We start from the raw sequence: 26,513 nt of genomic DNA, 5'->3' as shown, positions 1-26,513 counted from the left end.
GGCGGCTGGAAATTGCTGGCAGTGTAATTGTTAACAATGCTGTCGCAAAGTAGCTGCCTATCGGTGGCAAGTGCACAACTTTGTCGCATTGCTCCAGGGCTGTGCACCTGGATCGCGTCCTACAGGCTGTGTGCGGACATCCAGCGTACAGCTGGGCGGATTCAAGGCGACATTGAAAAAACTGCGGGTTATCAGTGGCTTACCCTGTAAAACCGAGGGCCTGGCCGCATTGATGACGGTCAAACGAATGCCTGGCACAGTGATTGCTAACAATAAAAATAAAATGTTTAGCAATTTAGGCGGCAAGCATGTCTGGAAAAGGTCAGGTCGAATTGGTGGCGGTGCACAAGGCCTACGATGCGCGCGTGGCTGTCACCGATCTGCATCTGAAGATTCCCAGTGGCAGCTATTGCTGTCTGCTCGGCCCCAGCGGCTGCGGCAAGAGCACCACCTTGCGCATGCTGGCCGGCCACGAAGCGGTGAGCGACGGCGACATCCTCATGGATAACCGCAACGTCACCGATTTTTCGCCGACCCAGCGGGGTACGGCGATGATGTTTCAGAACTACGCGCTGTTCCCGCACATGAGCTGCCTGGACAACGTCGCCTTCGGCCTGCGCATCGCCGGCATGCCCAAGGCCGAGCGCCACGCCAGGGCCCGGGAGCTGCTGGCGCTGGTGAACATGCAAGACTACGCCGACAGCTACCCCGAGCAGCTTTCCGGCGGCCAGCAGCAGCGCGTGGCGCTGGCCCGGGCCCTGATCACCCAGCCGGACGTGGTGCTGCTCGACGAGCCGCTGTCGGCCCTCGACCCGTTCTTGCGGATTCGCATGCGCAAGGAGCTCAAGGCGATCCAGAAACAGCTGGGGCTGACCTTCATCCACGTCACCCATTCCCAGGAAGAAGCCTTCGCCCTGGCCGACCTGGCGGTGGTGATGGACGGCGGCAGGATCCAGCAGGTCGCCCCGCCACGGCAATTGTTCGAGCACCCGGCCACCCCCTTCGTCGCCCAGTTCATCGGCGGCCACAGCCTGATGCGCGGCGAGCTGGGCAGCCGTGAGGGGGATCGCGTGAGGCTCAGCGTCGAGGGCACGGGGCAGGGCAGCCTGAGCCTGGCGCAACTGGGCGACCAGCATGTCGCCGCCGAGGGTACGCCGCTGGCGTTCTCGGTGCGCTGCGACCACCTGGACATCCTGCCGCCTGGCAGCGCGCCACCGGCCGGGCAGTTTGTCCTGCCGGCGCGGGTCTGCGATGTCGAGTTTCAGGGCGCCTTCATCTATGTCGAATGCCTGACCGCCAGCGCCACGCCACTGATGGTTTACCTGGCCGACCGCCAGCGTCGGGTACCTGAAATAGGTGCCGAGGTCACCCTGACCTGGGACGCCGCGCACCTCAACCTGTTCTCCCCGCAACACGCCAACCCGACCGAGGAGGTTCACCGATGAGCGAGCACGACGACAGCACCCCGCAATGCCCCGCCGAAGCCCCGCAGGTGGAGTCCGCCAAGGGATTGTCCAGGCGCAGCCTGATCAAGGGTCTGGGGGTGGCCTCGGCGGTGGCCGTGGGCTCCGGCGCGATCAGCGGTTTTCCGATGATCTGGGCGCAGAACATCAAGAACGTCACCTTGCGCCAGTTCGGCACCGGGGTCTCCAACCTCAACGACATCGCCATGAAGGCCAAGGAAGACCTGGGCATCACCCTGCAGCTCACCGCCCTGGATTCCGATGCGGTGGCGCAACGAGCCGTTACCCAGCCACGCTCCTTCGACATTGCCGACATCGAGTACTGGATCGGCAAGAAGGTCTATCCGTCCGGCACCATGCAGGCCATGGATACCAGGCGGCTGAAGAACTTCGACAAGATTTCCCGGCTGTTCATCGACGGCAAGCTGACCCCGGAATCGACCATCGCCCAGGGCACCGCGCCGCATACCGTGGGCTTCGTCGAAAGCGCCGATTCGCTGAAGTTCGCCAGCGAACCGACCCGCTGGATGACCTTGGTGCCGACCATCTACAACGCCGACACCCTGGGTATACGTCCGGACCTGGTGGGCCGGCCGATCAGCAACTGGCGCGACATCCTGGACCCTGCCTTCAAGGGCAAGACCTCGATCCTCAACATCCCGTCCATCGGCATCATGGATGCGGCGATGATCTGCGAGTCCATGGGCGAGATCCGTTACGGCGACAAGGGCAACATGACCCGTGGGGAGATCGACAAGACCATCGCCATCCTCATGCAGGCCAAGAAGGACGGCCAGTTCCGTGCCTTCTGGAAGAGCTTCGACGAGTCGGTGAACCTGATGGCCTCCGGTGAGGTGGTGATCCAGTCCATGTGGTCGCCGGCCGTGGCCGCGGTGCGCAGCCGCGGGGTGCCCTGCACCTACCAGCCGCTCGAAGAAGGTTATCGCGCCTGGGGCGGCGGTATCGGCCTGGCCAAGCACCTCAGCGGCCTGGAGCTGGATGCTGCCTATGAATACATCGACTGGTACCTGTCGGGCTGGGTCGGCGCTTATCTGAACCGCCAGGGCTACTACAGTGCTGCGCCGGAGACCTCCAGGCAGTACATGAGCGCCGATGAGTGGGGCTTCTGGATGGAGGGCAAAGCTGCCCAGAGCGACATTCTCAGCCCCGACGGCAAGGTCATGGAGAAGGCCGGAGCCGTGCGTGATGGTGGCTCCTTCGAGCAGCGCATGGGCAGCGTGGCCTGCTGGAATTCGGTAATGGACGAGAACCGCCACATGATCCGCAAGTGGAACGAATTCATCGTTTCCTGAGCCGGCCGTAGCGGTGGATGACCTCGTTTCCTCCACCGCTGCGCCTTCGACACCCTACTTTTCCGCAGCCTGGATTCGATATGCGCACCGGACTCGCCAACCTCAGCCACCTGCAGGCCATGCCGCTGGCGCTGACCCTGCTGCTGTTCCTGGTCTTTCCCATCACGGTGATCGTGGTGGTGAGCTTCTGGGACTACGACTCCTACCAGCTGATCCCGGACTTCATCTTCGATAACTACCGCTACCTGCTGTCTTCGCCGACCACTCTGCAGGCCTACCTGAATACCTTCAAGTACGCCCTGCTGACCTGGCTGATCACCCTGCTGCTGGGCTTTACCCTGGCCTATTACCTGGCCTTCCACATCCGCAGCAACAAGGTGCAGACCTTGCTGTTTCTGCTGTGCACCATCCCCTTCTTCACCTCCAACATCATCCGCATGATTTCCTGGATACCGCTGCTGGGGCGCAATGGCCTGGTCAACGGCAGCCTGCTCGGCGCCGGGCTGATCGACCAGCCACTGGAGTTTCTGCTGTACAGCGACTTTTCCATCGTGCTGGCCTACGTGCACCTGTACACCCTGTTCATGGTGGTGCCGATCTTCAACACCATGATGCGCATCGACCGCCGCCTGATCGAGGCGGCGCGGGATGCCGGGGCGCAGACCTGGCAGATCCTCGCGCTGGTGATCGTGCCGCTGTGCAAGTCGGGCATCCTCATCGGCAGCATCTTCGTGCTGACCCTGGTGATGGGTGATTTCGTCACCGTGCGCATCATGGGCGGCGGCCTGCATGCCTCGGTTGGCGTGCTGATCCACAACGAGATCAGCCTGCTGCAGTACCCGGCGGCGGCGGCCAGTGCCGTGGTGCTGCTGGCCACGGTGCTGCTGATGCTGGTGGTGATGTTCCGCCTGGTGGATATCCGCAAGGAGCTATGACCATGAAATCCACGGCACGCCCGTTGAGCTTCTATTGCCTGAGCCTGTTCTTCGCCCTGTTCGTGCTGTTTCTCTACGGCCCGACGCTGACCATCGGCATCCTCTCGTTCCAGGGACCTGGCGGTGGGCTGACCTTTCCCATGAACGGGATATCCCTGCACTGGTTTCACAACCTGTTCCAGGCCCAGCAGGTGGGCGATTTCGCCGGTGCCTTCAGCCGCTCGATTCTTCTCGGCATCGCGGTCATGGCCTGCACCCTGGTGTTCTCGGTGCTGGCCGGCTTCGCCTACCGGCGCCCTTTCGCGGGTAGCCAGGCCCTGTTCTACCTGACATTGGCGAGCCTGATCATTCCCTCGATCCTGGTCAGCCTGGGCATCGGCCTGATGTTCGATCGCCTCGGCTGGGAGCCGATCTGGTACAGCTCGGCCTTTGGCGCGCACCTGACCTGGACCCTGCCGTTCGGCCTGCTGATCATGTTCGCGGTGTTCAACCGCTTCAACCGTGCCTACGAGATGGCGGCCCGCGACCTGGGCGCGAGTGCCTGGCAAACGGTGCGCCTGATCGTCCTGCCACTGATTGCCCCGAGCCTGTTCGGCGTGGCGCTGTTCGGTTTCACCCTGTCCTACGACGAGTTCGCCCGCACCCTGATGGTCTCCGGCAGCTTCAATACCTTGCCGCTGGAGATCTTCGGCATGACCACCAACGTCACCACGCCGGTGCTCTACGCCCTGGGCACCCTGACCACGCTGTTTTCCCTGGCACTGATCGCGCTGGTGCTGCTGTTGATGAGCCTCAGCCAACGGATGAGAAAAACCGCATGAAGATTCGCGTGATCAATCCCAACGGCTCGGCAGGTATGGCCCGGCTGCTGGACACCACCTGCCAGGGCATCAAGGCGGCCGATACACAGTTGAGCGTGATCCATCTGCCGGGCTCGGTGGCGAGTATCGAGGGCGCTGCCGATGGGGTGTGCGCGGCGTATCACCTGCTGGGAGCGATGCGCCAGGCGCAGGACGAGGGTGTGCAAGGCTTCGTGATCGCCTGTTTCGACGACACCGGGCTGGACGCCGCCCGCGAGTTGGCCAGCGGCCCGGTGCTGGGCATTGGTGAAGCGGCGATGCACGCGGCGAGCATGCTCAGTGTGCGTTATTCGATCCTGACCAGCCTGCCGCGCTCGATCCATATCATCGAGCGCAACATGCACGGTTACGGCCTGCAGCGGCGCTGCGCGAATATTCATGCGGCGGATATCCCGGTGCTGGAGCTGGAGCGTGACCCGGCCCATTACCGGCGTCTGCGCGACCTGGGTCAGCGGATTCTGCGCGATGACCGCAGCGAATGCCTGGTGCTGGGCTGCGCGGGCATGAGCCAGTGGGCACAGCGCCTGCAGGGGGATCTCGGCGTGCCGGTGATCGACGGCGTGCAGGTGGCGCTGAAATGGGTGGAGGCGCTGGTGCAGCTGGGCCTGGGCAGCAGCAAGAGCCTGAGCTATGCCTGGCCACGCAACAAGGCGCTGTAAGCGCCAGGCCGACTTGAGTAACGACGGCTCCGGTGGCTCCAGCCTGCTGCCGATTACCCCGGGCCTGTCATGGCTACAGCCGCGTAAGGAAGAAAATCATCCATGACCCAGCCCCAGCCACACTATCCCCGGGATCTGCGCGGTTACGCAGGCAACCCGCCGCAGCCAAAATGGCCGGGCAATGCGCGAATCGCCGTGCAGTTCGTGCTCAACATCGAGGAAGGTAGTGAGAGCTGCGTGTTGCACGGGGACCCGCAGAGCGAAACCTTTCTTTCCGAAATCGTCGGTGCGCAGAGCTTTGCCGATCGCCACATGAGCATGGAGTCGATGTACGAATACGGCTCCCGTGCGGGCGTGTGGCGCATCCTCGATGAGTTCCAGCGCCGCGACCTGCCGCTGACCGCCTTTGCCGTCGCCATGGCCCTGGAGCGCTGCCCGGAAATCACCGAGGCGCTGGTCGCACGTAACCACGAGATCGCCAGTCACGGTTGGCGCTGGCTGCACTACCAGAACGTACCGGTCGACCTCGAGCGCGAGCACCTCGAGCGCGCGGTGGAGCTGATCACCCGCCTCACCGGCGCCGCGCCGCTCGGCTGGTACACCGGCCGGGACAGCCCCAACACGCGGCGCCTGGTGGTCGAGCAGGGCGGCTTTCTCTACGACAGCGATTATTACGGCGACGACCTGCCGCTATGGAGCACCGTCGAGACCCGCGACGGTACCCGTCAGCCCCACCTGATCGTGCCCTATACCCTCGACGCCAATGACATGCGCTTCTCCAGCCCGGGCGGATTCAACAGTGGTGAGCAGTTCTTCGCCTACCTGAAGGACACCTTCGACGTGCTCTACGCCGAGGGCGAAACGGCGCCGAAGATGATGTCGGTTGGTCTGCACCCGCGCCTGATCGGTCGCCCCGGGCGTTTCCGCGCGCTGCAACGTTTCCTCGACCACATCGAGGCCCATGATCGCGTCTGGGTGGCGCGCCGAGTCGATATCGCCCGCCACTGGGTCGAGCACCATCCTTACCAGCCGTAGCAACCCATTACCTCGGCAGAGCAGTTGCTGCACTAGCAGATAGGAAGTCGGCGTAACGGATTGCAGGCCCCGAGCGGATTGCCGAATCCATCGCGGGTCATTAGCCTGCGCTCTTTGCCTGGGCCAGGTGGCCCTGACCAATATGACGGATCACGGCATGAGCGAGCAGGGCAGCAACATCACCTATTACCTGGAAATGCACAGCCCCGAGCAGGTGCGCAGCAAGCCGATGCCGGATGACCTGCAGGTGGTCGAGTGCCGGATCAAGCAGTTCCAGCTCAACCGCTTTCTCTACCAGCTGGTCGGCGAGCCCTGGGGGTGGACGGACAAGCTGGCCTGGTCGGACGCGCAGTGGCGCGAAGCGATCGAGCGTGACGATCACCGCACCTGGGTGGCCTACCACGGGGGCGCCATCGCCGGTTACTACGAACTGCAGCGCGATGCCGAGGGCGCCGTAGAAATTCTCTATTTCGGCCTGGCCGCCGCCTTCTTCGGCCGCGGCTTTGGCGGCCCGCTACTGACCCACGCGCTGCAGTCCGCCTGGGCCTGGCCTGGCACCCGGCGGGTGTGGGTGCACACCTGCAGCCTCGACCACCCCAGTGCGCTGGCCAATTATCAGGCGCGGGGCCTCAGGCTCTACCATCAGGAACCTGCGGGCTGAAGCGGATTGCGTCGAGACATCCCGGTGGCGGCGCTGTCGGATATCGAGCGAGCCGCATCGCGGTCACTGAACGGAGTTCCTATGCCAAAGCTTAGTGTGAAGTTACTGCCTCTCTGCCTGCTGGCGCTGCCCTTCATGGCGTCCGCCGAGCAGCAGATCCAGCCCGGTCTCTGGGAGATCACCTCGAAGAACATGCAGCTCGGCGGCAAGACCCTGCCCAGCAGCGACGTAATGCTGGAGCAGTTCAAGAGCCTGCCCCAGGCCCAGCGTGAAATGATGGAGCGGGCCATGGCCAAGCAGGGCATCCAGCTCGGCGAAAAGGGCGTGCAGTACTGCATCAGCCAGGCCCAGGTCGATGCCCAGAACATCCCCCTGCAGGACCCCAACTGCAGCCAGCAGATCACCTCCCGTGACAACGACCGCTGGGTCTTCAACTTCACCTGCCCGCAGGGCCGCGGCCAGGGCGAGGCGCATTTCCTCGACGACAAGTCGTTTACCACCCAGGTCAGTGGTGAGTTCGACAGTGGTGGCGGCCGCCAGCAGGGCAGCATGGAATCCGAGGCCCGCTGGGTGTCGGCTGATTGCGGCGCGTTGAAGCCGCGGCAGTGACAGGCCGCTAGAGAATCGGCGAGATCAGCCGTGCCACGCGCATGCCCAGTTGCTGCAGACGATGCACCTCGCGACGGTCGGCGCCGATCAGTTCGCGGGACTGGCTGAAGTCGTTCTCCAGCATCGCTTCGACCTGGCGGGCGAACTCCGGGTCGACCGTCACCAGGGTGATTTCGAAGTTCAGGCGGAACGAACGGTTGTCCAGGTTGGCGCTGCCGACCACGCCGATATCCCCATCGATCAGCGCGACCTTCTGGTGCAGGAAGCCCGGCAGGTAGCGGAAGATCCGCACGCCGGCGCGCAGCGCCTCCAGGGCGAACAGGTTGGAGGCGGCGTAGACGATGCGGTGGTCCGGCCGTGAGGGCAGCAGGATGCGCACGTCCACGCCGCGCAGCACGGCCAGGCGCAGGGCGGCGAACAGTGCCTCGTCGGGGATGAAGTAGGGGCTGGTCAGCCAGATGCGCTCGCGGGCGGCGTTGAGCATTTCCACGAACAGCAGCGAGCAGGTTTCCTGGGCATCGGCCGGGCCGCTGCTGATCACCTGGCAGAGCATGCCTTCGTCCGGGTAGCGCTCCGGCAGCAGCAACGGCGGAAGCTTGCGCGTCGCCCAGAACCAGTCCTCGGCGAAGGATTCCTGCAGACAGGCCACCGCCGGGCCGTGCACGTCGACATGGGTGTCGCGCCACGGCGACAGGCGCGGTTTCTCGCCCAGGTATTCGTCGCCGACGTTGTGGCCGCCGAGAAAGCCACGCTCGCCATCGACCACCACGATCTTGCGGTGGTTGCGGAAATTCAGCTGGAAGCGGTTGAGCACGCCGCCCCCGGTGGGAAAGGCATGCACGTGCACACCGCCTTCGCGCAGGCGCTTGATATAGCGGCGCGGCAGGGCATGGCTGCCGACCGCATCGTAGAGGAAGTACACCTGCACGCCAGCTGCCGCGCGCTCCAGCAGGGCTTGCTGCAGGCGGCGGCCGAGCTTGTCGTCATGCACGATGAAGAACTGGATGAGGATCACCTGGTGCGCTTCGGCAATCGCCTGGAAGATCGCCTCGAAGGTGGCCTTGCCGTCGACCAGCAGGTTGACCTGGTTGCCGGCCAGGCAAGGCATGCGCCCCAGGCGCGGCAGCGCGCGCAGCTGGCCGTAGGCTTCGGACTCACCGGCGGCGATGGCCTCCTGCACCCAGGGCCGCCAGTCCAGCGAGGCCATGGCCTTGTGCATCTGCCTGTCGACCAACCGGCGCGCCTCGATATAGGCATAGAAGCGGCTGCGCCCGAAGATCACGTACGGCAGCAGGGTCAGGTAGGGCATGAAGAACAGCGACAGCGCCCAGGCAATGGCACCCTGGGCGGTGCGCACGGTGAGGATCGCATGCACGGCAGCGAGCGTACCCAGTACATGGATCGCTGCGATCAGGTAACCGAAGAAATGCTGGATGCCGAATTCCATTGCCGTTCGCTTGATGACTGCCGTGCCAGCATAGACCACGCTATCGATGGGTCGTCACCGATAGAAATCAGCGTTCCACGTGAAACCTCGTGGCGTGTCACCTTGCCCCGGCCGCATCGAGCAAGCCCCGCAAGCGGCGGGGCTTCGCCGATGCCTGCCATCAGGCCCGCGACAGCGCCGAGATTTGCCTGCGCCGGTACACCGTGTCGCGGCCCGATAGCAGCAGGTACAGCGGCAGGGTAACGACGATCGCCACCAGCCACGACAGGTCGGCGCCATCCAGCTTGCTGGCGATGGGGCCGGTATAGATCGGCGTGACCGCGAACGGCAGCTGGACCAGGATGCCGATGGCGTAGGCGCTGACTGCATTGGGGTTGAAGCGCCCGTAGATGCCGCCCGTGGCGTCGAACAGCGAGGGAATGTGATAGCGCTGCTTCTGCACCAGGTAGAAGTCGGCGAGGTTGATCACCGCCCAGGGCACCAGCACGATCATCATCGCCAGGATCAGCTGCATGAAGCGCGCGATGAAGTCCGCCGGCGCGGTTACCGCGACCACGCAGCAGGCCACCAGCAGGATCGACGAGAGGGCCACCCGGGCCTGGCGGCTGGGCGCCCAGTCGGCGGCGAAGGTCTGCACCGAGGTGATCAGCGCCAGTACCGCGCCATACAGGTTCAGGGCGTTGTGGCTGATGATGCTGAGGATGAACAGCAGCATGAGCACCGGGCCGAACACGCCGGTGCTCTGCTTCACCGCGTCCATGGTGTCGGTCTCGGCGCTCACCGACAGCGCCACCAGGGTGCCGAAGATGAAGCACAGCGCGGTGCCCAGCACGGCGCCGCAGTAGGTGGCGAGAAACGGCTTCCAGATGCCCACGTTGCGCGGCAGGTAGCGCGAGTAGTCCGAGGTGTAGGGCGCGAAGGAGATCTGCCAGATGGCGCCCAGGGAGGCCATCGCCAGCCAGCCGGCCAGGTTGAAGCCACCACGGCTGGCGAAGTCCGCCGGCAGGCCGTTGGCGAACAGGGCGATAAAGCCCGCCAGCAGGCCGATGCCCATCACCCAGGTGCCGATACGGTTGAGGGTGTGGATGAAGTTGTAGCCCAGGATGCCGATCAGCGTCGCGGCGCAGGCGCCGATCAGCACGGCGGCAGGCAGGGGCAGATCCGGCGCCACGCTGTGGATGGATTTGCCGGCCAAAACGCAGTTGGAGATGAAGAAGCCGATGTACAGCACGGCGGCGATCACCACTACCAGCAGCGCACCGTAGCGGCCGAACTGACCGCGGCTCTGCAGCATCTGCGGCAGGCCCATCTGCGGCCCTTGGGCCGAAGCCAGGCCAAGCACGATGCCGCCAAGCAGGTGGCCAACCAGGATGGCGCAGATCGCCCAGCCGATGCTCAGGTGAAACACCTGCACGGCCATGGCACCGGTGACGATGGGCAGTGGCGCGATATTGGTGCTGAACCACAGGGTGAACAGATCACGGACGCGGCCATGACGGTCGGCGTCGGCCACCTGGCCAACGCTGTTGCTTTCGACGAGCTCTTGCGGAGCGTTGGAATGGGACATGTCGGGTTCTCCTGCGCAAGGTGGCGACGGCATGCAGCGCCGCGTGGGGCGGGGCAGGCCGTTGGGTATAGATGCGTGGGGGTGGCTGAACGAGTCAGCTGCGCCTGCTGCGGGGCGGCTTGCAGGCGGCGGAGAACGGGGAGGGGTGGAGCAGCAGGGCTGTGCGGAACACCATGGGAAACCTACTTCTTGTCTTTATTCGGATAGGGTTTTGCGTATCGCCAGGTTGGCGAAAACCGCTGCCCGGCGTGGCCGGTGCAGCGGTGGCGGGGCTCAGCGGAAGACTGGCACCACGTGCTGGATGAACAGCTCCAGGGACTTTTTCTTCTCGGCGTAGGGCAGGCTGTTGTCGGCCCAGAAGCTGAATTCGTCGACGCCCAGTTCCTGGTAGTGACGAATGCGCGCGATGATTTCCTCGGGCGTGCCGATCATGGTGTTCTTGCGGATGTTCTCCAGTTCGAACTCCGGGCGCTCCTTGAATTTCTCTTCAGGGCTCGGATCCAGCAGGCCGTCGACCGGGGTGGTCTTGTTGCCGAACCAGGCATCGAAGGTGCGGTAGAAACGCGAGATTGCCGCGGCGCCTACCTTCCAGCCGTCAGGGTCGTCGGCCAGGTGCACGTGAGTATGGCGCAGCACCATCAACTGTGGGCGCGGTACGCCGGGGTTGTTGGCCAGGGCGGCATTGAACTTGTCGTTCAGGTCGACCACTTCCTCGTCGCCCTTCATCAGCGGCGTGACCATCACGTTGCAGCCGTTGGCCACCGCGAAGTTGTGCGAGTCCGGGTCGCGGGCGGCGATCCACACGGGCGGCAGCGGCTGCTGCAGGGGCTTGGGCGACGAGGTGCTGGTGGGGAATTTCCAGATCTCGCCGTCGTGGGCGTAATCACCTTTCCACAGCGCCTTGACCACCGGCACCATCTCGCGCAGGTACTTGCCGCCATCGCTGGCCGGCATGCCACCGGCCATGCGGTCGAACTCGTACTGGTAGGCACCACGGGCCAGGCCGACTTCCATGCGACCGTTGCTGATCACGTCGAGCAGGGCGCATTCACCTGCTACGCGGATCGGGTTCCAGAACGGCGCGATGATGGTGCCGGCGCCGAGGCGAATGGTGCTGGTACGGGCCGCCAGGTAGGCGAGGATCGGCATCGGACTTGGCGAGATGGTGTATTCCATGGCGTGGTGCTCGCCAACCCACACGGTGCTGAAGCCGCCGGCCTCGGCCAACAGGGTGAGCTCGGTCAACTGATCGAACAGCTCGCGGTGGCCGACTTCCTGGTCGTAGCGTTCCATGTGGACGAACAAAGAAAATTTCATGTCGCTTTCCTCGATTCTTGTAAGGCCCCAGGCGCGAGGCGCTGTCGGGACTGGCCGCCTGCAGGATCAGATGGCTCGTGGTCTATGGTATACCATAATATAAAATACTTTGGCGAGTGCTCGAGATCCCTCATGTCGAAAAGCTTCAGTTCCTGGCGACCTGCCAGGCATACCAGCGCTCGGCGATGCGCTCGCCGTAGAGGCTCTGGTATTTGAAGCCGAGGGTGATCTGCCCGGCTTTGCGGGCGCCCGGCTGGTTTTCCGCGAGCTTGGGGTCGACCAGGGCCGAGGCACCGAGGTTGACCGACGATAAAGACACTCCTGGTTACCGGCCTGGCCAAATGCCGCGGCCCGTATTGCGATGGCACATTGCAAGATGTGCTCCAGATCGCCGGAGGCGCTGGAGCGGGTGGCGGCGGTGTTAGCCGCCGGATGCGCTGGTTTTGTGTGGGAAAAGCGGTACCACTTGATCGGGGCGGGTGTAACGGATGGGGCGGCGGTGAGCTGATGTGGGAGCGGGCCATGCCCGCGAAAAAACCACGGGCATGGACTGGGCGTCCCCGCCCGTTCCCACAGGTGTGGATTTCCTGTCAGCGCACCACCACTCAGTGCGCCCCAGCGCCCTTGCTCAGATCACTCTCGTTCCAGCTGTCGTACAGGCAGGCCTCGCTGGCCGCCCAGCGCACCTTGGCCTGGGCACCGGGTTGCAGCGGTTGCAGGCCGCTGCCCATGGCTTTCAGGGTCAGGTGGCAGCCGCCCGGCGTGACTACGTGGCAGGTCAGGCTTTCACCGAGGAACACCACTTCGGCGACCTGCACGGCGATCTCGTTCCAGCCGGCCGGCAGCGGGGTTTGCGCGGCAACCTCGAGGGGCAGCACCTGGGCTTTTTCCGGGCGCAGCATCAGCAGCACCTCCTGCTCGTTCTTCAGGTTGGCCGTTGGGGTGATGGCCAGGCTCTGCTGCTCGAACTGCACCGCGGCCTGGCCGCTGACCTTGGCACGCAGGAAGTTGGAGTTGCCGAGGAACGAGGCGACGAAGGCGTTCGGCGGGTTCTGGTAGAGGTCGTAGCCGGTGCCCAGGCCGACGATCCTGCCGTGGCTGAAGATGGCGATGCGCTGGGACAGGCGCATCGCCTCTTCCTGGTCGTGGGTCACGTAGACGATGGTGATGCCCAGGCGGCGGTGCAGGTGGCGCAGCTCGTCCTGCAGATCCTCGCGCAATTTCTTGTCCAGGGCGCCGAGGGGCTCGTCCATCAGCAGGATGCGCGGCTCGTAGACCAGCGCCCGGGCGATGGCCACGCGCTGCTGCTGGCCGCCGGACATCTGCGACGGGCGGCGGTGGGCGAAGGCTTCCAGTTGCACCAGCTTGAGCATGGCGTCGACCTTGCGCTTCTGCTCGTCGGCGCTGAGCTTGCGGATGCCCAGCGGGAAGGCGATGTTGTCGCGCACGTTGAGGTGCGGGAACAGCGAATAGCGCTGGAACACCATGCCGATATCGCGCTTGTGCGGTGGCACGTTGACCAGGGATTTGCCCTCCACGAGGATTTCACCCGAGCTGGGCGTCTCGAAGCCGGCCAGCATCGACAGCGTGGTGCTCTTGCCCGAGCCGCTGGAGCCGAGGAAGGTAAGGAACTCGCCCTCCTGGATATCCAGGGAAATGTTATCCACAGCGGTGAAGTCGCCGTAGTGCTTGTTCAGGTTGCGCAGGCTGACCAGGGTCTGGGGCGCCTGTTGTTCTTGGATGACGGCACTCATGGGGTTCTCCTCGGCGCTCAGCCTTTGGCTTCGGCGCGCCGGCGTGCAATGGCGGCGATGATCATGACCAGCAGGGAAAGGGCGATCAGCAGCGTCGAGGCGACGGCGATCACCGGAGTGAGATCCTGGCGCAGCGTCGTCCACATCTTCACCGGTAGCGTCTGCAGGCCGGGGCTGGCCATCATCACGCTGAGCACCACCTCGTCCCACGACACCAGGAAGGCGAACAGCCCACCGGAGACCAGGCCCGGGCGAATCGCCGGGAAGGTCACCTTGACGATGGCCTGCAGGCGCGTGGCGCCGCAGATCACCGCGGCATCCTCGATGGACCGGTCGAACAGCTTCAGCGAGTTGATGATCGAGATGATGGTGAACGGCAGCGCGACGATCACGTGGCTGACCACGAAGGCGAACAGCGTGCCGGTGTAGCCGAGCTTGAGGAACAACGCGTACACGGCCACGGCGATGATCACCAGCGGCACGATCATCGGCAGGGTGAACAGCGCGTACAGCAGCTCACGACCCGGGAACTTGCCGCGCACCAGGGCGAAGGCACTTGGCAGGCCGATGGCCAGGGCGCACAGGGTGGTCAGCATGGCCACCTTGAGGCTGACCAGCGCCGAGTCCATCCACTGGGCGTTGGAAAAGAACTGCCCGTACCACTTGAACGTCCAGCCCGGTGGCGGGAAGACCAGCCACTGCGAAGAGCCGAACGACAGCAGCACGATGAACAGGATCGGCAGCAGCAGGAACACGGCGATCAGCGCGGTGGTCGCGGTCAGGCCGTAGCGCAGGCCACGACCCATGGCATTGGGTGACAGCAGCATGGCGGCTTACCTCGCAGTGCTGGAAGCGACCGGCGATTCCGGTTGCAGCTTCAGGTAGACGTAGAACAACACCAGGGTGATGAGGATCAGCAAGGCTGCGGCCGCGCTGGCAATGCCCCAGTTGAGGAACGACTGCACCTGCTGGATGATGAATTCGGGCAGCATCATGTTCTGCGCGCCGCCGAGCAGCGCCGGGGTCACGTAGTAGCCGAGGGACATCACGAAGACCATCAGGCCGCCGCTGAAGATGCCCGGCCGGCACAGCGGAATGAACACCTTGAAGAAGTTGCGCCACGGGCTGGCGCCGCAGATCGAGCCGGCCTGCAACACCATCGGGTCGATGGCGCTCATGGTCGCCTGCAGGGGCAGCACGATGAACGGGATCATGATATAGCTCATGCCGATCACCACGCCGGTCAGGTTGTGCACCATCTCCAGGGGTTGATCGATGATGCCGATGCCCATCAGGAACTTGTTGACCACACCCGAGGACTGCAGCAGCACCAGCCACGAGTAGGTACGCGCCAGCAGGCTGGTCCACATCGACAGCAGCACGATATTCAACAGCCAGCGACCCCAGCCGCTGGGCATCAGGGTGATCGCCCAGGCCAGGGGAAAGCCCAGCAGCAGGCTGATCAGGGTGACCAGCCCGGCCACCGCGAAGGTGTTGAACAGCACCTTGGAGTAGGCCGAGTTGGCGAACAGTTGGGCGTAGTTGCCCAGGCCCGGCTCCGGCTCCAGCACGCCGCGCAGCAGCAGGCTGACCAGCGGCACCAGGAAGAACAAGCCGAGAAACAGCAGGGCCGGCAGCAGGTACGGGGCACCGCGCCAGCGCGCCGCCCGTTCCGGGTTGCCGTCAGCGTTGCCACGCTGACGGTCTGCTGCACCGACCTCGGGGGTACGGAGCGCGGTCATCTCATTTCACCAGCCATTCGTTCCAGCGGGTGGCGATCTGCGCGCCGTTCTTGGCCCAGTAGGCGTAGTCCAGGGTGATCTGGTCAGCCTCGTGGGCGGTCGGCAGGTTCTCTGCCAGCACCGAGTCCAGGCGTGCCACGCTGTCCAGGTTGACCGGGGCGTAGGCGGTCAGGTTGGAGAAGTCGGCCTGGCCCTTGGCGCTGCTGGAATGAGCCAGGAACTTCATGGCCGCCTCCTTGTTCTTGGCGCCTTTGGGAACGACCAGCATGTCGGCCATCACCAGGTTCTGTTTCCAGCTCGCCGCGACCGGCGCGCCGTCTTCCTGCAGCGCGTGGATACGGCCATTCCAGAACTGCCCGATGCTCGCTTCGCCGGAGGCCAGCAATTGCTGCGACTGCGCGCCGCCGCCCCACCAGACGATGTCCTTCTTGATGGTGTCGAGTTTCTTGAAGGCGCGGTCCAGGTCCAGCGGGTACAGCTGGTCCTTTTCTACGCCGTCGGCCAGCAGGGCCAGTTCCAGCACGCCGGGGCTCGGCCATTTGTACAGGGCACGCTTGCCGGGGTAGGTGGCGGTGTCGAATAGCGCGCTCCAGTCCTCGGGCTTCTTGCCGCCGATAGCGCCCTCGTTGAAGCCGAGCACGAAGGAAAAGAAGAACGAGCCGACGCCATGCTCGTTGACGAAGCGCGGGTCGATGCGATCACGCTCGATGACGTTGAAGTCCAGCGGCTCGAGCAGGCCTTCGGCGGCGGCGCGCAGGGCGAAGTCGGCTTCCACGTCGACCACGTCCCACTGCACGTTGCCGCTCTCCACCATGGCCTTGAGCTTGCCGTAGTCGGTCGGGCCGTCCTGCACCACGGTGATCTTGGTGTCGCGGGTGAAGGGCTCGGCCCAGGCGGCCTTCTGGGCATCCTGGGTGGTGCCACCCCAGCTGACGAAGTTGACGGTTTGCGCCGAGGCACTGGTGGTGATTGCCGCACTCAGGATGCTCGCGGCGAGCACCGAGGTAATACCTTTGATAAACACCATCTTGCTTGCCCTCTTTGTTGTGTTTGTGCGCAAGCGAGCGTTTTGCCCGCTTGACCGGAGCAGTGGTTCTTCAATGGCGGCCATCACCGGTGCTGCAGTCGGGGTGACCCGGGCGGGACAGGCGATAATCTGGCTGGCATTAGGAATATCATATTATGGTATTCCAAAGTTTCCGCAAGCCATTTGCCATACCAGGTGTTGTCCTCGTACAACCGGCCGTCCGTCACTCGAACGGTACGCTTTCCACCACTTCCAGCTCGTAGCCGGCAAGACCCGCGTACTTGAGCGGCGGGCCCAGATGGCGCAGCTTGCCGACGCCGAGATCCTGGAGAATCTGTGCCCCGGTGCCGACCTCCGAATACACCCGGCTCTGTCCGCGGTTGAACGGCCGCTGCGGCTGGGTCAGCTGCGGTACTCGCTCGAGCAGGGCCTGCGACGACTCATGGTTGGCCAGCACCACGACCACGCCCTTGCCGTCGGCGGCGATGCGCTCCAGGGCGGCCCACAGCGTCCAGCTGCGCGGGCCGGTGTACTCGGCGCCGACCAGATCACGCAGCGGGTCGATGGCGTGAACCCGCGCCAGGGTGGGCTCGTCATGGCGGATATCACCCATCACCATGGCCATGTGCACGCCGCCGGCGATGCGGTCTTCATAAGTGATCAGACGGAACTCGCCGTGCACCGTGGGCAACTGCCGCTCGCCGATGCGGGTGACCGTGTGTTCGGTGCTCAGGCGGTACTGGATCAGGTCGGCGATGGTGCCGATCCTGATGCCATGGGCGTGGGCGAAGGCTTCCAGCTCCGGGCGACGGGCCATGCTGCCGTCCTCGTTCATCACCTCGACGATCACCGCCGCTGGCGTCAGCCCGGCCAGCCTGGCCAGGTCGCAGCCTGCCTCGGTATGCCCGGCGCGGGTCAGTACGCCGCCTTCCTTGGCGCGCAGCGGGAAGGTATGCCCAGGCTGCACCAGATCGGCTGCCGTTGCGCCCGGCGCCACGGCGGTCAGCACCGTGTGGGCACGGTCGGCAGCGGATATGCCGGTGCTGATACCGCTGGCAGCCTCGATGGACACGGTGAAGGCCGTGGAAAATACGCTACCGTTGCTGGGCACCATCTGCTCCAGGCCGAGGCGCTGGCAGTGCTCGTCGGTGAGGGTCAGGCAGATCAGGCCGCGGGCTTCGCGGGCCATGAAGTTGATCGCCTGGGGGGTGCAGAATTCGGCGGCGAGCAGCAGGTCGCCCTCGTTCTCGCGGTCTTCGTCGTCCACCAGCAAGACCATCTTGCCCTGGCGAAAGTCATCGATGAGTTCACGGATGGGGTGAAAGGGCATGGCGGTTCTCGCAGGTCCGATTATTCTGAATTATGGTATACCGTAATACGAAATCAAATTAAAGGAGGTCAACCATGAAGGGTTACTGGATCGCGCACGTGGACGTTACCGACCCCGAGCGCTACAGCGAATACACTAAACGCGCCCCGGCCGTGTTCGCCGAATTCGGCGGCAGGTTCCTGGCCCGCGGCGGCCGCTCCGAGGCGCAGGAAGGTCGTGATACGCCTCAGCGTAGTGTGGTGATCGAGTTCGAATCGTACGAACAGGCGCTGGCCTGCTACCGCTCCGCGGCCTATCAGGAGGCGAGCAGCCACCGAGCCGGTGCGGCGCGGTCGGAAGTGATCATCGTCGAGGGCATGGCGCCCTGATTGCACGGGGACTGCGCCAGCAGGACTCGGCTGCCCGAGCACCGCGAAGGGCGTTCACGGCTCGGGTGCGGGAGCCCTGGGAGAGGTCAGTGGCCGATCAGCGTCGAACCGCGGACTGGGTTGCCAGGAAGGCATCGAGCTCCCCGGCGGACGGGCAGGTCGCCGGGCCATGCCGGGTGACCGCAATGGCCGCTGCGGCGTTGGCCCGGGTGGCGGCGGCCTGCTCGTTCAAGCCGGCCGCCAGGCTGGCCAGGAACACGCCGATATGCGCATCACCGGCGCCATTGGTATCCAGTGCAGTCACGGCAAAGCCCGGTACCTGCAGGCGCCAGTCGTCCCGGGCCAGCCAGCAGCCCTGTGGGCCGTCGCGCAGAATCACCAGCGCGCCCTCCGGCAGGCGCGTCGTCAGCTGCTGCAGCGCCTGTTCCAGACTGTCAGTTGCCGTGAATTGCAGGGCTTCCTCACGGTTGCTGCTCCAGATCGCCAGCCGCCTCAACAACTGCTCGGCGCCAGGGATATCCGGGTTGCAGGCCAGGGGGCCCGGGTCGAACACCAGGGCTCCGGCAGCGCCGCCCTGCTGCAGCCAGCCCAGCAGCGGGCCTGCCTTGTCGGCGTGCAGCAGGCTGTAGCCGCTGACCATCACCCAGTCGTCGGCCGTGGCGGTTTCGCCGCCTAGATCCTCGGCCTGCAACACGCCCTCGGCGCCGACGCGGGTGATGAACGAGCGCTCGGCGCTGGCATCGGTCAGCGCAACGCACAGGCCGGTATCGCCGTCATCGCTTGGCGCCAGTCGGCAATCGATGCCCTCCGCCTGCATGGCCTGGCGCGCCATGTCGCCAAAGCGGCCAACCCCATGCCGGCCCAGGTAGCAGGTGCTCAGGCCGTTACGTGTGGCAGCCGCCATCACGTTGAAGCCGCCACCCACTTCGAAGGCGGCGCTGCTGGCCAGCACATCCTGGCCCGCGGCCGGCAGGGTGCTGACGCTCATCACCAGGTCGACGACCACCTGGCCGGTGTACAGCAACCTAGCGGCCATGGGCGGCCTCGTGGGTCACGGCGGCGCGGCGGTCACGGCAGCCGCCGAGCAGCCCATAGAGGCCACCGGCGACGATAAAGGTGACGATCCAGCCCAGGCCATTCTGGCCAAACCAGGAACCGGCCAGCCAGCCCTGGAACAGCACGTTGTCGGCGCCGATCTTCACCGTGGTGAAGCTGAAGCCCAGCACGATCGCCAGCGCCCAGGCACCCAGGGCGCGCCATTCCACGCCACCGGCGTACCAGTAGGCGCTGCTCGGGCTGACATTCATCAGGTCGGCCGGCTCATAGCGCTGGCGATGGCGCAGGTCGACCAGGAAGATACCCACCCAGGCGGTGATCGGCACGGCGAGCATGGAGATGAAGGTGATGAACGGCCCGTAGAAGCTCTCGGCGATCAGCATGAAGTAGATCGAGCCGATGAAGATCACCACGATATCCACCACCACGGCGTAGACCCGCTTGACCTTGAGGCCGAGGGTCAGGGTAGTGAGGCCCGCGGAATACACCGACAGGTTGTTGGACAGCAGCAGGCCGCCGAACGCGGTGATCAGGTAGGGCACGGCCATCCAGGTCGGCAGCAGCTCGCGTATCGCCACGATGGGGTCGGTCGCCGAGGCCAGGTGGTCATTGCCCACCGAGATCAGGCCACCAAGGGTGATCAGCAGCACCAGCGGGATCCCTGCGCCAAAGGCCGCGGAGGCCACCAGCCCCGCCGCGCGAACGCTCTTGTGCTGGTAGCGCGACATGTCGGCGCCGGCATTGGCCCAGCCGATGCCCGTGCCGGCGGCCATGGTGCCGACGCCGATCAGCACGGCGGACAGCGGCGCCGGGGTGGCTGCCCACACCAGTGCCCAGTCGATGTGCAGGGCGAGAAAGCCGCCGACCACCAGGTTAAGAGCGCCGAACACCCAGGTGGCCCACTTCTGGATCACCAGCAGGGTGGCATGGCCGAGGCCGGATACGCACAGGGTCAGCAGCACGAACAGGCCGATGAACAGCAGGGTGAGAAAGGGCGCCGACTTGGCCTCCACCGGCGTGCCCTGGATGATCGACACCAAAGACAGCAGCACGAAGGCCGCCGTGGTGGTGTTGACCGTCTCCCAGCCCAGGCGCGAGCCGAGCGACACCAGGGTCGGGCCGATATTGCCGCGCATGCCGAAGATCGCCCGTGACAGCGTCAGGCTCGGCGCGCGACCACGGCGACCGGCAATCGACAGCAGGCCGACGATGGCGAAGGAGCCACCGGCACCGAGAATGGCGACGACCAGCGCCTGCCAGATCGACAGGCCCTGGAAGGCGATCAGGGTGGCGCCCAGCGGCAAGCCGAGGATGCTGATATTGGCCGCGAACCAGACCCAGAACAGCTGCAACGGGTGCCCGTTGCATTCATGCTCGGGCACCGGCTCGATGCCGCGGGTTTCCAACTGGCCCACCTGTTCGGATGCGCGCATGGCGTGACTCCTGCGATAGTTGTTGTTGGCAGGGCTGGGTGGCCGCACGGGCGGCCACCCATGGGTTTTCAGGTCGTTCGCAAGGCCAGCAGCTGGTCGGTCAAGGGCGCCAGGTCGATCTGGCTCACCGCGCAGACCTGTGCCAGCGCCTCCCTCGGCCACCCATCCAGGCCAAAGGTGGCGCCGAGCATGGCGCCGAGCACGGCGGCAATGGTGTCGGTGTCGCCGCCCAGGCTGGCGGCCATGCACAGGGCCTCGTAGGGCGCCAGCTGGTCGTTGGCGACGGCGCGCGCCAGGGCGAACGCCGCGACCACCGATTCCTGGGACGCCACCGAGGTGCCGATCACCTCGTAGATCAGGTCGGCCAAGGCGTCGGGGCTGGCGGCGTCGCAGAGCCGCGCTGTCCACTCGATGCGTGCCGCGATATCGCCGCCGGCCACCCAATGGCCGAGTCGCTGGCCTTGCCGGGCCGCGGCGACTCCACTGTCCAGGGCGCTGGCCAGGCTGTCGCCGTTGATACCCGCCGACACGACTGCCGCCACGGCGGCGGCGCTGGCGATGCCCAGGCCGGTGTTGTGGGTTACCTGGCAAGCCTGCAGCACCTGCTGCATGAACCGCCCAGGGTCACGCACATCGGCGGCAATGCCCACCGGCGTGATGCGCATCGCCGCGCCATTGGTGGTGCCGAAGCGCCCGGCCTGTTCCGGGCTGGCGCCAGCGAGAATCATCTCGATGGCGCGCTTGGTCGACGGGCCGAGCAGGTCCTGGGAACCCTTGGCGCGCATGGCCGCTTCCCAGTCGATCAGGCGCTGCGCCAGGTCAGTCGGTGCGATGCGGCCTTGGCCTTCGACCAACAGCTCGCCCACCAGAATCGCCTGCTCGGTATCGTCGGTGATCGCGCCAGCCGGCATGTTCGGGGCGATGGGTTGATCGGCGTCGGCATCGATCAGGCCGTCGATGCGGCCGTAGCATGCGCGGATCTGCTCGCGGGACAGCGACTGGGTCGGCATACCGAGGGCGTCGCCCAGGGCCAACCCGTGGAAGGCGCCGAGGGCGCGGTCTCGCGCGGTGGAAGGTTGGCTCACTGGGTATCCCCGAAATCGAGATGAAGTTGAAAGTGCAGCGGGTCGAGGTAGCTCTCGACGCGTTCCATGAAGCGCCCGCGGCTATCGAAGGTTTCCCTGACCACCCTCAGGAACACGCTGCCCGGCGTGCGTTGCAGCTGGCTGGCCGCCTCGCTGTCGAGCGGTGCGGCACCGATCCACTGCTTGCCTTGCCCGGCGCGATAGCCATGGGCGGCCAGGGTGGCGGTCAGCGAGTCCTCGAGCAGGCCTTCTTCGGTCAGGTATTCCAGGCCATCGCAGGCTGGAATCAGCGCGCGCTCGAGCGACACCAGGCTGCCATCGGCGGCCCGCCGGCGGCGCTCGACGAGCATGAAGCGGGCACGGCCGAAGCGCTCGGCGAATTCCTCGCGCTCCACGCTGCTGATACCCAGCAGTTCGGTGCTTACCTGGGCACCGCCAGCGGCGAGGGCCTGCGCCCAGCCGCCACCCTGGTGCAGGGGCACGCCGTCGTAGGTGACCACGGAACCGACGCCTGGCTGGGTGCCGATGTAGTTGCGCCGCTTGAGCTCGGAAAGCGCCTCGCGCAGGGTGCCGCGGCTGACGTCGAATGCCGCCGCCAGCTCGTGTTCACCCGGCAGCCGCTCGCCGTTGCCGAGCACACCCTGTTCGATGCGTTCGGCCAAGGCACGCACCACTCGGGTTTTCTTGTCGAATCGAACCTGTCTAATCATGTACAAATTAGTACCGCCGGAACGCATCCTGTGCAAGCCCTTTTCGGCAAATGGCGCCTCTGACTGCCATGCAGCGCGGCGCAACGAGCTGATCTATGCGGCGCAACTGCGCCCCCGCCGCGGTGGTGGGTCGCCTGGCTCGGCCACGAGCTCGTGCGAGGCTTTTCAGCCGGGATGGGCAACGCCGGAGAGATGACTGACCAGCTGGCAGGCATGGGAGGGCAGGCTTTGCCAGTCCCTGATGCACAGGCGCAGTTCGCGACTTGCCCAGCTGTCGGCGATGTCGACCAGGGTCAGCGGCAGCTCCTGGGCCAGTCGTGAGGCAGCAGCCTCGGGCAGCATGGCGATCCCGGCGCCCTGGGCGACCAGCTGGGCGATGGCGTCGAAGCTCGGCGCGCGCACCCGCACGCGCAGGGCGATGCCGGCGGCGATCGCCTTGTCCTCGATGAAGCGCTGCATCGCCCGTTCGCCGGGCAGGCCGATATAGGGAAAACCCAGCGCCTCCACCAGCCCCAGCCGGCGGCCAGCCAGCTGATGGCCGTGGGGCACCAGCAGCACCAGGCGATCATGACGAAACGGCAGTGACAGCAGGCCGCCGGTTGGCTGGTTGCCGTCATAGACGCCCAGATCGATTTCGCCGGCCTGCACGTCGCGCAGGATGGCGCGGCTGCTGCCTTCGGTCAGTTGCAGGTCCACCTCCGGGTAGTCGGCCAGGAAGGGGCCGAGCGCCGCCGGCAGAAAGGTGCTGTTGGCCACGGTGGAGGCGCACAGCTTGAGCACCACCCGTTGCTGGCCGGACAGATCCTGCAGGTGGTCCTTCAGGCGCTGGGTTTCGTTGAGGATGCGCTGGCAGGCTTCGAGCACCAGGCGCCCGGCAGGGGTCGGGGTCATGCCGCTGGCGTTGCGGGCGAACAGGGTGACCTGGCAGCGCTCCTCGAACTGCCGCAGCCGGGTGCTGGCCGCCGACACCGCCACCGGAAAGCTGGCCGCCGCCTTGCTGAGGCTGCCGCTCGAAGCGATGGCGACCAACAGGCGTACGTCCACGAGATCGAAATGCACAGGGGTTCTCCAGAACAGAAGGCGGCCTTCGGGAAATACCGATTCTTAGGCGATACCATTCGGATCAGAATAACCGTTCCACACCCCTGATCCAGACTGCCATGAACCCATCTGCCTTTTTTCAGCGCTGCGCCGGTAATGGCACTCTGTTCGCGATCCTCGCCGCCGCCGGCTTCAGCATGAAGGCGATCTTCGTCAAGCTGGCCTATGCCGCCGCCCCCGTGGAGGCGATCACCCTGCTGGCGATGCGCATGACCCTCGCGCTGCCGCTGTTCCTGTGGCTGGTGTGGCTGAGCCGCAGCGGCATCGGTGGGCGCTTCTCGCTCGCCGACGGTGGCCGCGTCGTGGTGCTGGCGTTGTTTGGCTATTACCTGTCGAGCCTGTTCGATTTCTACGGCTTGCAGTACATCAGTGCGGGCCTGGAACGGTTGATCCTGTTCACTTACCCGACCCTGGTGCTGGTGTTCCAGATGATCGCCTTTCGCGAACGCCCCAGCCGCCGCACGCTGCTGGCGATGGCAGTCTGTTACCTGGGCCTTGGCGTGGCGCTGATCCACGACATCGGCGCCACCGACATGGGCAGCCAGGTGATCATCGGCTCGCTCTGGGTGTTCGCCAGCGCTGTGACCTATGCCCTGTATTACCTGGGCACCGGAGTGATGGTGAAGCGCCTGGGCTCGATGCGCCTGGCTGGGCTGGCGGGCAGCGCATCGTCGCTGATGGTGCTGGCGCACTTCGCCGTTACCGAGCCACTCGGCGGCCTGCTGGCACAGCCGGCTCAGGTATGGCTTTGCGCCGCGCTGATGGCACTGATCTCCACGGTGCTGCCGGTGTACTGGATGGCCCTGGCGATCCAGCGCATCGGCACCACCCATACCGCCGCCGTCGGCAATCTCGGCCCGGTGCTGACCATTTTCGCTGCCTGGGCGCTGCTCGGCGAAGGCATCTCGCCGTACCAGATGGCCGGGCTGGCGCTGGTGATGTTCGGTATCTGGCAGCTCAAGCCGGGGGCGGCGAAGAAGGCCGTGGTTGCCGAGGTGGCGGGGGCGGGTAAGCCGGGTTCGGTGAGTTGATTGGTGCGGTTGGGAAGGCTGCCGTAAGGCAGAAGCGGACATTGAGCTTCAAGCCGCAAGCCTCAAGCTGCAAGAACCAGAGAGAGCACTGCGGACTGCTTTTAACCTGTAGCTTGGAGCTTGCAGCTTGCGGCTGCTTCCGCCACTTAGCGGTACAACACGCTAGCGAATGAAATGCACCTTGCCGGTATCGTCGCTGCCCATGTAGATGCCGTAGCTGCCGGTCTCGCGCTCGGCGATGTAGCGCTCCAGGATCTGCCGGATGGCCGGGTAGTAGATCTGCTCCCAGGGGATGTCCTCGGGGGCGAAGAAGCGGCGGGCCGAGGTTTCGCTGCCGAAGTGGCCGGTGTCGTGCAGCAGCCTGGCGCGGAAGATCAGGTACACCTCGCTGATCGAGGGCACGCTGAAGATCGAATAGGGGCAGGTGATTTCCGCCACCACGCCGGCTTCCTCGCGCACTTCGCGCAGGGCCGCTTCCTCGGTGGTCTCGCCGTTTTCCATGAAGCCGGCGGGCAGCGTCCAGGTACCGATACGCGGGGCGATGGCGCGCTGGCAGAGCAGGTAGCGACCGTCCTGCTCGATGATGCAGCCGGTGATGATCTTCGGGTTTTCGTAGTGAATATGCCCGCAGCCGCTGCACACCAGGCGGTGATGGTCATCGCCGGCCGGGCGGCGGCGCTCCAGCGTCGCGCTGCCGCATTGGGTACAGAAGCGCGGGCTGGGCATGGCGGTCAGCGTCCGATGCGCGGGTCTTTGAGGCCGATGGGCGCGACGATATCGCGGGCCTTGGCGCCTTCCTGCTTGGCTTCCAGGTACTCCAGGGCGACCTTGGCCGCGGCGCGCACGTGATCCACCGAGGCCTGGTGGGCGGCGATCGGGTCGCCGCTCTTGATCGCCTCGACCATGCGCTCCATTTCCTGGTTGCTGGTGCTGCGGCGGTTGCTCTGCGACACCGAGGTGGCGCGCAGGTAGCTGATACGCGCCTGCAGCTGGCGCAGCTGGGTGGCCGCTGCTTCATTGCCGCAGCCTTCGAGCAGCACGTTGTAGAACTCCTGCACCGACTCCAGCACGTCCGGCAGTTCGCCCTGTTCGAGGGTCTGGCGGTTGTTCTCCAGGGCGCGTTCCAGGGCGCGGATGTCCTTGGCGCGGGCGCGCAGGGTGAACAGCTGGACGATCATGCCTTCCAGGGCGCAGCGCAGCTCGTAGAGGTCGCAGGCATCTTCCAGGGTGATGATCGCCACCCGCGGGCCCTTGGCGTCGGCGAATTCCACCAGGCCTTCGGACTCCAGGTGACGCAGCGCCTCGCGCACCGAAGTGCGGCTGACGCCCAGGCGATCACAGAGGTCGCGCTCCACCAGGCGGTCGCCGGGCAGCAGCTGGAAGTTCATGATGGCGCTGCGCAGCTTGTCCAGAACGATTTCCCGCAGGGTCACGGGATTGCGGTTGACCTTGAAGCTGTCGTCGATCGGCTGGCGTTTCATGGTTGGTGCTCGCGTTATAGGTATGGGCGCACTCATCGCATTGCCGTGGCCGCTTATGCCTCGGGTTGCTGCTGCTCGGCATCCGCTTCGGCAAAGGCTTCACGGGCGATGCGGAAGCTGTCGACCGCGGCAGGCACGCCACAGTAGATGCCGACCTGCAGCAGAATCTCGCGGATCTGCTCACGGCTGAGGCCGTTACGCAGGGCGCCGCGAATGTGCAGCTTCAGTTCGTGCGGGCGATTGAGCGCGGAAATCATTGCCAAGTTTATCATGCTGCGTTCCTGCATCGATAAGCCTTCCCGGCCCCACACGTGCCCCCAGCAGTATTCGGTGACCAGCTCCTGCAGCGGGCGGTTGAAGTCGTCGGCGTTCTCCACCGAGCGCTTCACGTAGGCCTCGCCCAGCACCTGGGTGCGGATCTTCAGGCCCTTTTCGTACTTGTCGTTGCTCATGTCGGTTCTCCTGTCGGCTGGCAATGCGGCTGTTGGAAGGCAGAAGCGGACATCGAGCTTCAAGCCGCAAGCCTCAA

General features: G+C 65.3%; 27 protein-coding genes. 10 read left to right on the top strand and 17 right to left on the bottom strand.

All coding sequences use genetic code 11. The features are described from left to right. Positions 1–308: 308 nt before the first annotated feature. The 8 genes from SA190iCDA_RS02390 to SA190iCDA_RS02355 all read left to right on the top strand — a co-directional run bounded on the left by SA190iCDA_RS02390 (position 309) and on the right by SA190iCDA_RS02355 (position 7,535). The gene (locus SA190iCDA_RS02390) at positions 309–1,445 is read left to right on the top strand and encodes an ABC transporter ATP-binding protein (RefSeq protein WP_070884813.1); all 1,137 of its coding nucleotides are present in this window, start codon (positions 309–311) and stop codon (positions 1,443–1,445) included. Then, on the top strand, positions 1,442–2,776 hold the full coding sequence (locus SA190iCDA_RS02385) for an ABC transporter substrate-binding protein (protein ID WP_070884812.1): 1,335 nt from the start codon (positions 1,442–1,444) through the stop codon (positions 2,774–2,776). Before SA190iCDA_RS02390 ends, SA190iCDA_RS02385 begins: the two co-directional genes overlap by 4 nt. 119 nt (positions 2,777–2,895) lie before the next feature. After that, positions 2,896–3,711, top strand: coding sequence for an ABC transporter permease (locus SA190iCDA_RS02380; RefSeq protein WP_419203876.1), 816 nt, complete (start codon positions 2,896–2,898; stop codon positions 3,709–3,711). A 2-nt stretch (positions 3,712–3,713) separates the two neighbouring features. Then, entirely contained in the window at positions 3,714–4,532 is an 819-nt protein-coding gene (locus SA190iCDA_RS02375; protein ID WP_070884810.1) for an ABC transporter permease, read from the top strand. Beyond that, complete coding sequence (locus SA190iCDA_RS02370) at positions 4,529–5,230, top strand: aspartate/glutamate racemase family protein (protein ID WP_070884809.1); 702 nt, start codon at positions 4,529–4,531, stop codon at positions 5,228–5,230. Before SA190iCDA_RS02375 ends, SA190iCDA_RS02370 begins: the two co-directional genes overlap by 4 nt. 102 nt (positions 5,231–5,332) lie before the next feature. Further along, on the top strand, positions 5,333–6,265 hold the full coding sequence (gene puuE, locus SA190iCDA_RS02365) for an allantoinase PuuE (RefSeq protein ID WP_070884808.1): 933 nt from the start codon (positions 5,333–5,335) through the stop codon (positions 6,263–6,265). A gap of 157 nt (positions 6,266–6,422) precedes the next feature. Further along, on the top strand, positions 6,423–6,926 hold the full coding sequence (locus tag SA190iCDA_RS02360; RefSeq protein WP_070884807.1) for a GNAT family N-acetyltransferase: 504 nt from the start codon (positions 6,423–6,425) through the stop codon (positions 6,924–6,926). Positions 6,927–7,007: 81 nt separating this feature from the next. Beyond that, positions 7,008–7,535, top strand: coding sequence for a DUF3617 domain-containing protein (locus SA190iCDA_RS02355; protein ID WP_083329735.1), 528 nt, complete (start codon positions 7,008–7,010; stop codon positions 7,533–7,535). A 7-nt stretch (positions 7,536–7,542) separates the two neighbouring features. On the opposite strand, the gene cls is transcribed toward SA190iCDA_RS02355, so the two are convergent. From cls to ribBA, 9 genes are all read right to left on the bottom strand, one after another. Continuing rightward, positions 7,543–8,982: a cardiolipin synthase gene (gene cls / locus SA190iCDA_RS02350; RefSeq protein WP_070884805.1), complete on the bottom strand. Its 1,440-nt coding sequence runs from the start codon at positions 8,980–8,982 to the stop codon at positions 7,543–7,545. 160 nt (positions 8,983–9,142) lie between these two features. After that, entirely contained in the window at positions 9,143–10,549 is a 1,407-nt protein-coding gene (locus SA190iCDA_RS02345) for a purine-cytosine permease family protein (protein ID WP_070884804.1), read from the bottom strand. Positions 10,550–10,822: 273 nt separating this feature from the next. Next, the gene (locus tag SA190iCDA_RS02340; protein WP_070884803.1) at positions 10,823–11,866 is read right to left on the bottom strand and encodes an LLM class flavin-dependent oxidoreductase; all 1,044 of its coding nucleotides are present in this window, start codon (positions 11,864–11,866) and stop codon (positions 10,823–10,825) included. 145 nt (positions 11,867–12,011) lie between these two features. Continuing rightward, complete coding sequence (locus SA190iCDA_RS02335) at positions 12,012–12,185, bottom strand: hypothetical protein (RefSeq protein WP_205881590.1); 174 nt, start codon at positions 12,183–12,185, stop codon at positions 12,012–12,014. A 286-nt stretch (positions 12,186–12,471) separates the two neighbouring features. Further along, entirely contained in the window at positions 12,472–13,620 is a 1,149-nt protein-coding gene (locus SA190iCDA_RS02330) for an ABC transporter ATP-binding protein (protein WP_070884802.1), read from the bottom strand. A 17-nt stretch (positions 13,621–13,637) separates the two neighbouring features. Beyond that, positions 13,638–14,447 carry an ABC transporter permease gene (locus SA190iCDA_RS02325; protein ID WP_070884801.1) on the bottom strand — a complete coding sequence of 270 codons (810 nt, stop codon included), beginning with the start codon at positions 14,445–14,447 and terminating at the stop codon, positions 13,638–13,640. A 6-nt stretch (positions 14,448–14,453) separates the two neighbouring features. After that, complete coding sequence (locus tag SA190iCDA_RS02320) at positions 14,454–15,362, bottom strand: ABC transporter permease (protein ID WP_070884800.1); 909 nt, start codon at positions 15,360–15,362, stop codon at positions 14,454–14,456. Position 15,363: 1 nt separating this feature from the next. After that, positions 15,364–16,389: a polyamine ABC transporter substrate-binding protein gene (locus SA190iCDA_RS02315; RefSeq protein WP_070884799.1), complete on the bottom strand. Its 1,026-nt coding sequence runs from the start codon at positions 16,387–16,389 to the stop codon at positions 15,364–15,366. 223 nt (positions 16,390–16,612) lie between these two features. Next, complete coding sequence (gene ribBA, locus SA190iCDA_RS02310; protein ID WP_070884798.1) at positions 16,613–17,719, bottom strand: bifunctional 3,4-dihydroxy-2-butanone-4-phosphate synthase/GTP cyclohydrolase II; 1,107 nt, start codon at positions 17,717–17,719, stop codon at positions 16,613–16,615. 74 nt (positions 17,720–17,793) lie between these two features. Between ribBA and SA190iCDA_RS02305 the strand changes: the two genes are divergently transcribed. Further along, a complete protein-coding gene (locus SA190iCDA_RS02305; protein ID WP_070884797.1) occupies positions 17,794–18,087 on the top strand; it encodes a DUF1330 domain-containing protein in 294 nt (97 codons plus the stop codon). A gap of 97 nt (positions 18,088–18,184) precedes the next feature. Here the strand turns inward: SA190iCDA_RS02305 and SA190iCDA_RS02300 are convergent, their stop codons facing one another. The 5 genes from SA190iCDA_RS02300 to SA190iCDA_RS02280 form a co-directional block, all read right to left on the bottom strand. Continuing rightward, positions 18,185–19,123, bottom strand: a complete 939-nt coding sequence (locus tag SA190iCDA_RS02300; protein WP_070884796.1) for a PfkB family carbohydrate kinase — start codon at positions 19,121–19,123, stop codon at positions 18,185–18,187. Beyond that, positions 19,113–20,576 (bottom strand): purine-cytosine permease family protein, encoded by a 1,464-nt coding sequence (locus tag SA190iCDA_RS02295; RefSeq protein ID WP_070884795.1) that lies wholly within the window; start codon positions 20,574–20,576, stop codon positions 19,113–19,115. Before SA190iCDA_RS02295 ends, SA190iCDA_RS02300 begins: the two co-directional genes overlap by 11 nt. A gap of 68 nt (positions 20,577–20,644) precedes the next feature. Then, complete coding sequence (locus tag SA190iCDA_RS02290) at positions 20,645–21,661, bottom strand: ADP-ribosylglycohydrolase family protein (protein WP_070884794.1); 1,017 nt, start codon at positions 21,659–21,661, stop codon at positions 20,645–20,647. Next, positions 21,658–22,371 (bottom strand): GntR family transcriptional regulator, encoded by a 714-nt coding sequence (locus tag SA190iCDA_RS02285; RefSeq protein WP_070884793.1) that lies wholly within the window; start codon positions 22,369–22,371, stop codon positions 21,658–21,660. Before SA190iCDA_RS02285 ends, SA190iCDA_RS02290 begins: the two co-directional genes overlap by 4 nt. Before the next feature lie 165 nt (positions 22,372–22,536). Continuing rightward, positions 22,537–23,430, bottom strand: a complete 894-nt coding sequence (locus tag SA190iCDA_RS02280) for a LysR substrate-binding domain-containing protein (protein ID WP_070884792.1) — start codon at positions 23,428–23,430, stop codon at positions 22,537–22,539. 101 nt (positions 23,431–23,531) lie between these two features. On the opposite strand from SA190iCDA_RS02280, the gene SA190iCDA_RS02275 reads away from it, so the two are divergent. Then, positions 23,532–24,503, top strand: coding sequence for a DMT family transporter (locus SA190iCDA_RS02275; RefSeq protein WP_070884791.1), 972 nt, complete (start codon positions 23,532–23,534; stop codon positions 24,501–24,503). Between the two features lie 162 nt (positions 24,504–24,665). Here the strand turns inward: SA190iCDA_RS02275 and SA190iCDA_RS02270 are convergent, their stop codons facing one another. The 3 genes from SA190iCDA_RS02270 to SA190iCDA_RS02260 are packed head-to-tail and all read right to left on the bottom strand — an operon-like array spanning position 24,666 to position 26,436. Next, positions 24,666–25,229: an NUDIX hydrolase gene (locus SA190iCDA_RS02270; RefSeq protein ID WP_070884790.1), complete on the bottom strand. Its 564-nt coding sequence runs from the start codon at positions 25,227–25,229 to the stop codon at positions 24,666–24,668. A gap of 5 nt (positions 25,230–25,234) precedes the next feature. Further along, positions 25,235–25,984 carry a GntR family transcriptional regulator gene (locus SA190iCDA_RS02265; RefSeq protein ID WP_070884789.1) on the bottom strand — a complete coding sequence of 250 codons (750 nt, stop codon included), beginning with the start codon at positions 25,982–25,984 and terminating at the stop codon, positions 25,235–25,237. A gap of 53 nt (positions 25,985–26,037) precedes the next feature. Beyond that, positions 26,038–26,436 (bottom strand): carboxymuconolactone decarboxylase family protein, encoded by a 399-nt coding sequence (locus SA190iCDA_RS02260; RefSeq protein WP_013789224.1) that lies wholly within the window; start codon positions 26,434–26,436, stop codon positions 26,038–26,040. Positions 26,437–26,513 lie beyond the last annotated feature (77 nt).

Source organism: Pseudomonas argentinensis, from assembly GCF_001839655.2.
GTDB classification, from domain to species: Bacteria; Pseudomonadota; Gammaproteobacteria; order Pseudomonadales; family Pseudomonadaceae; genus Aquipseudomonas; species Aquipseudomonas argentinensis_B.
This window is presented reverse-complemented; position numbering and strand designations above follow the sequence as displayed.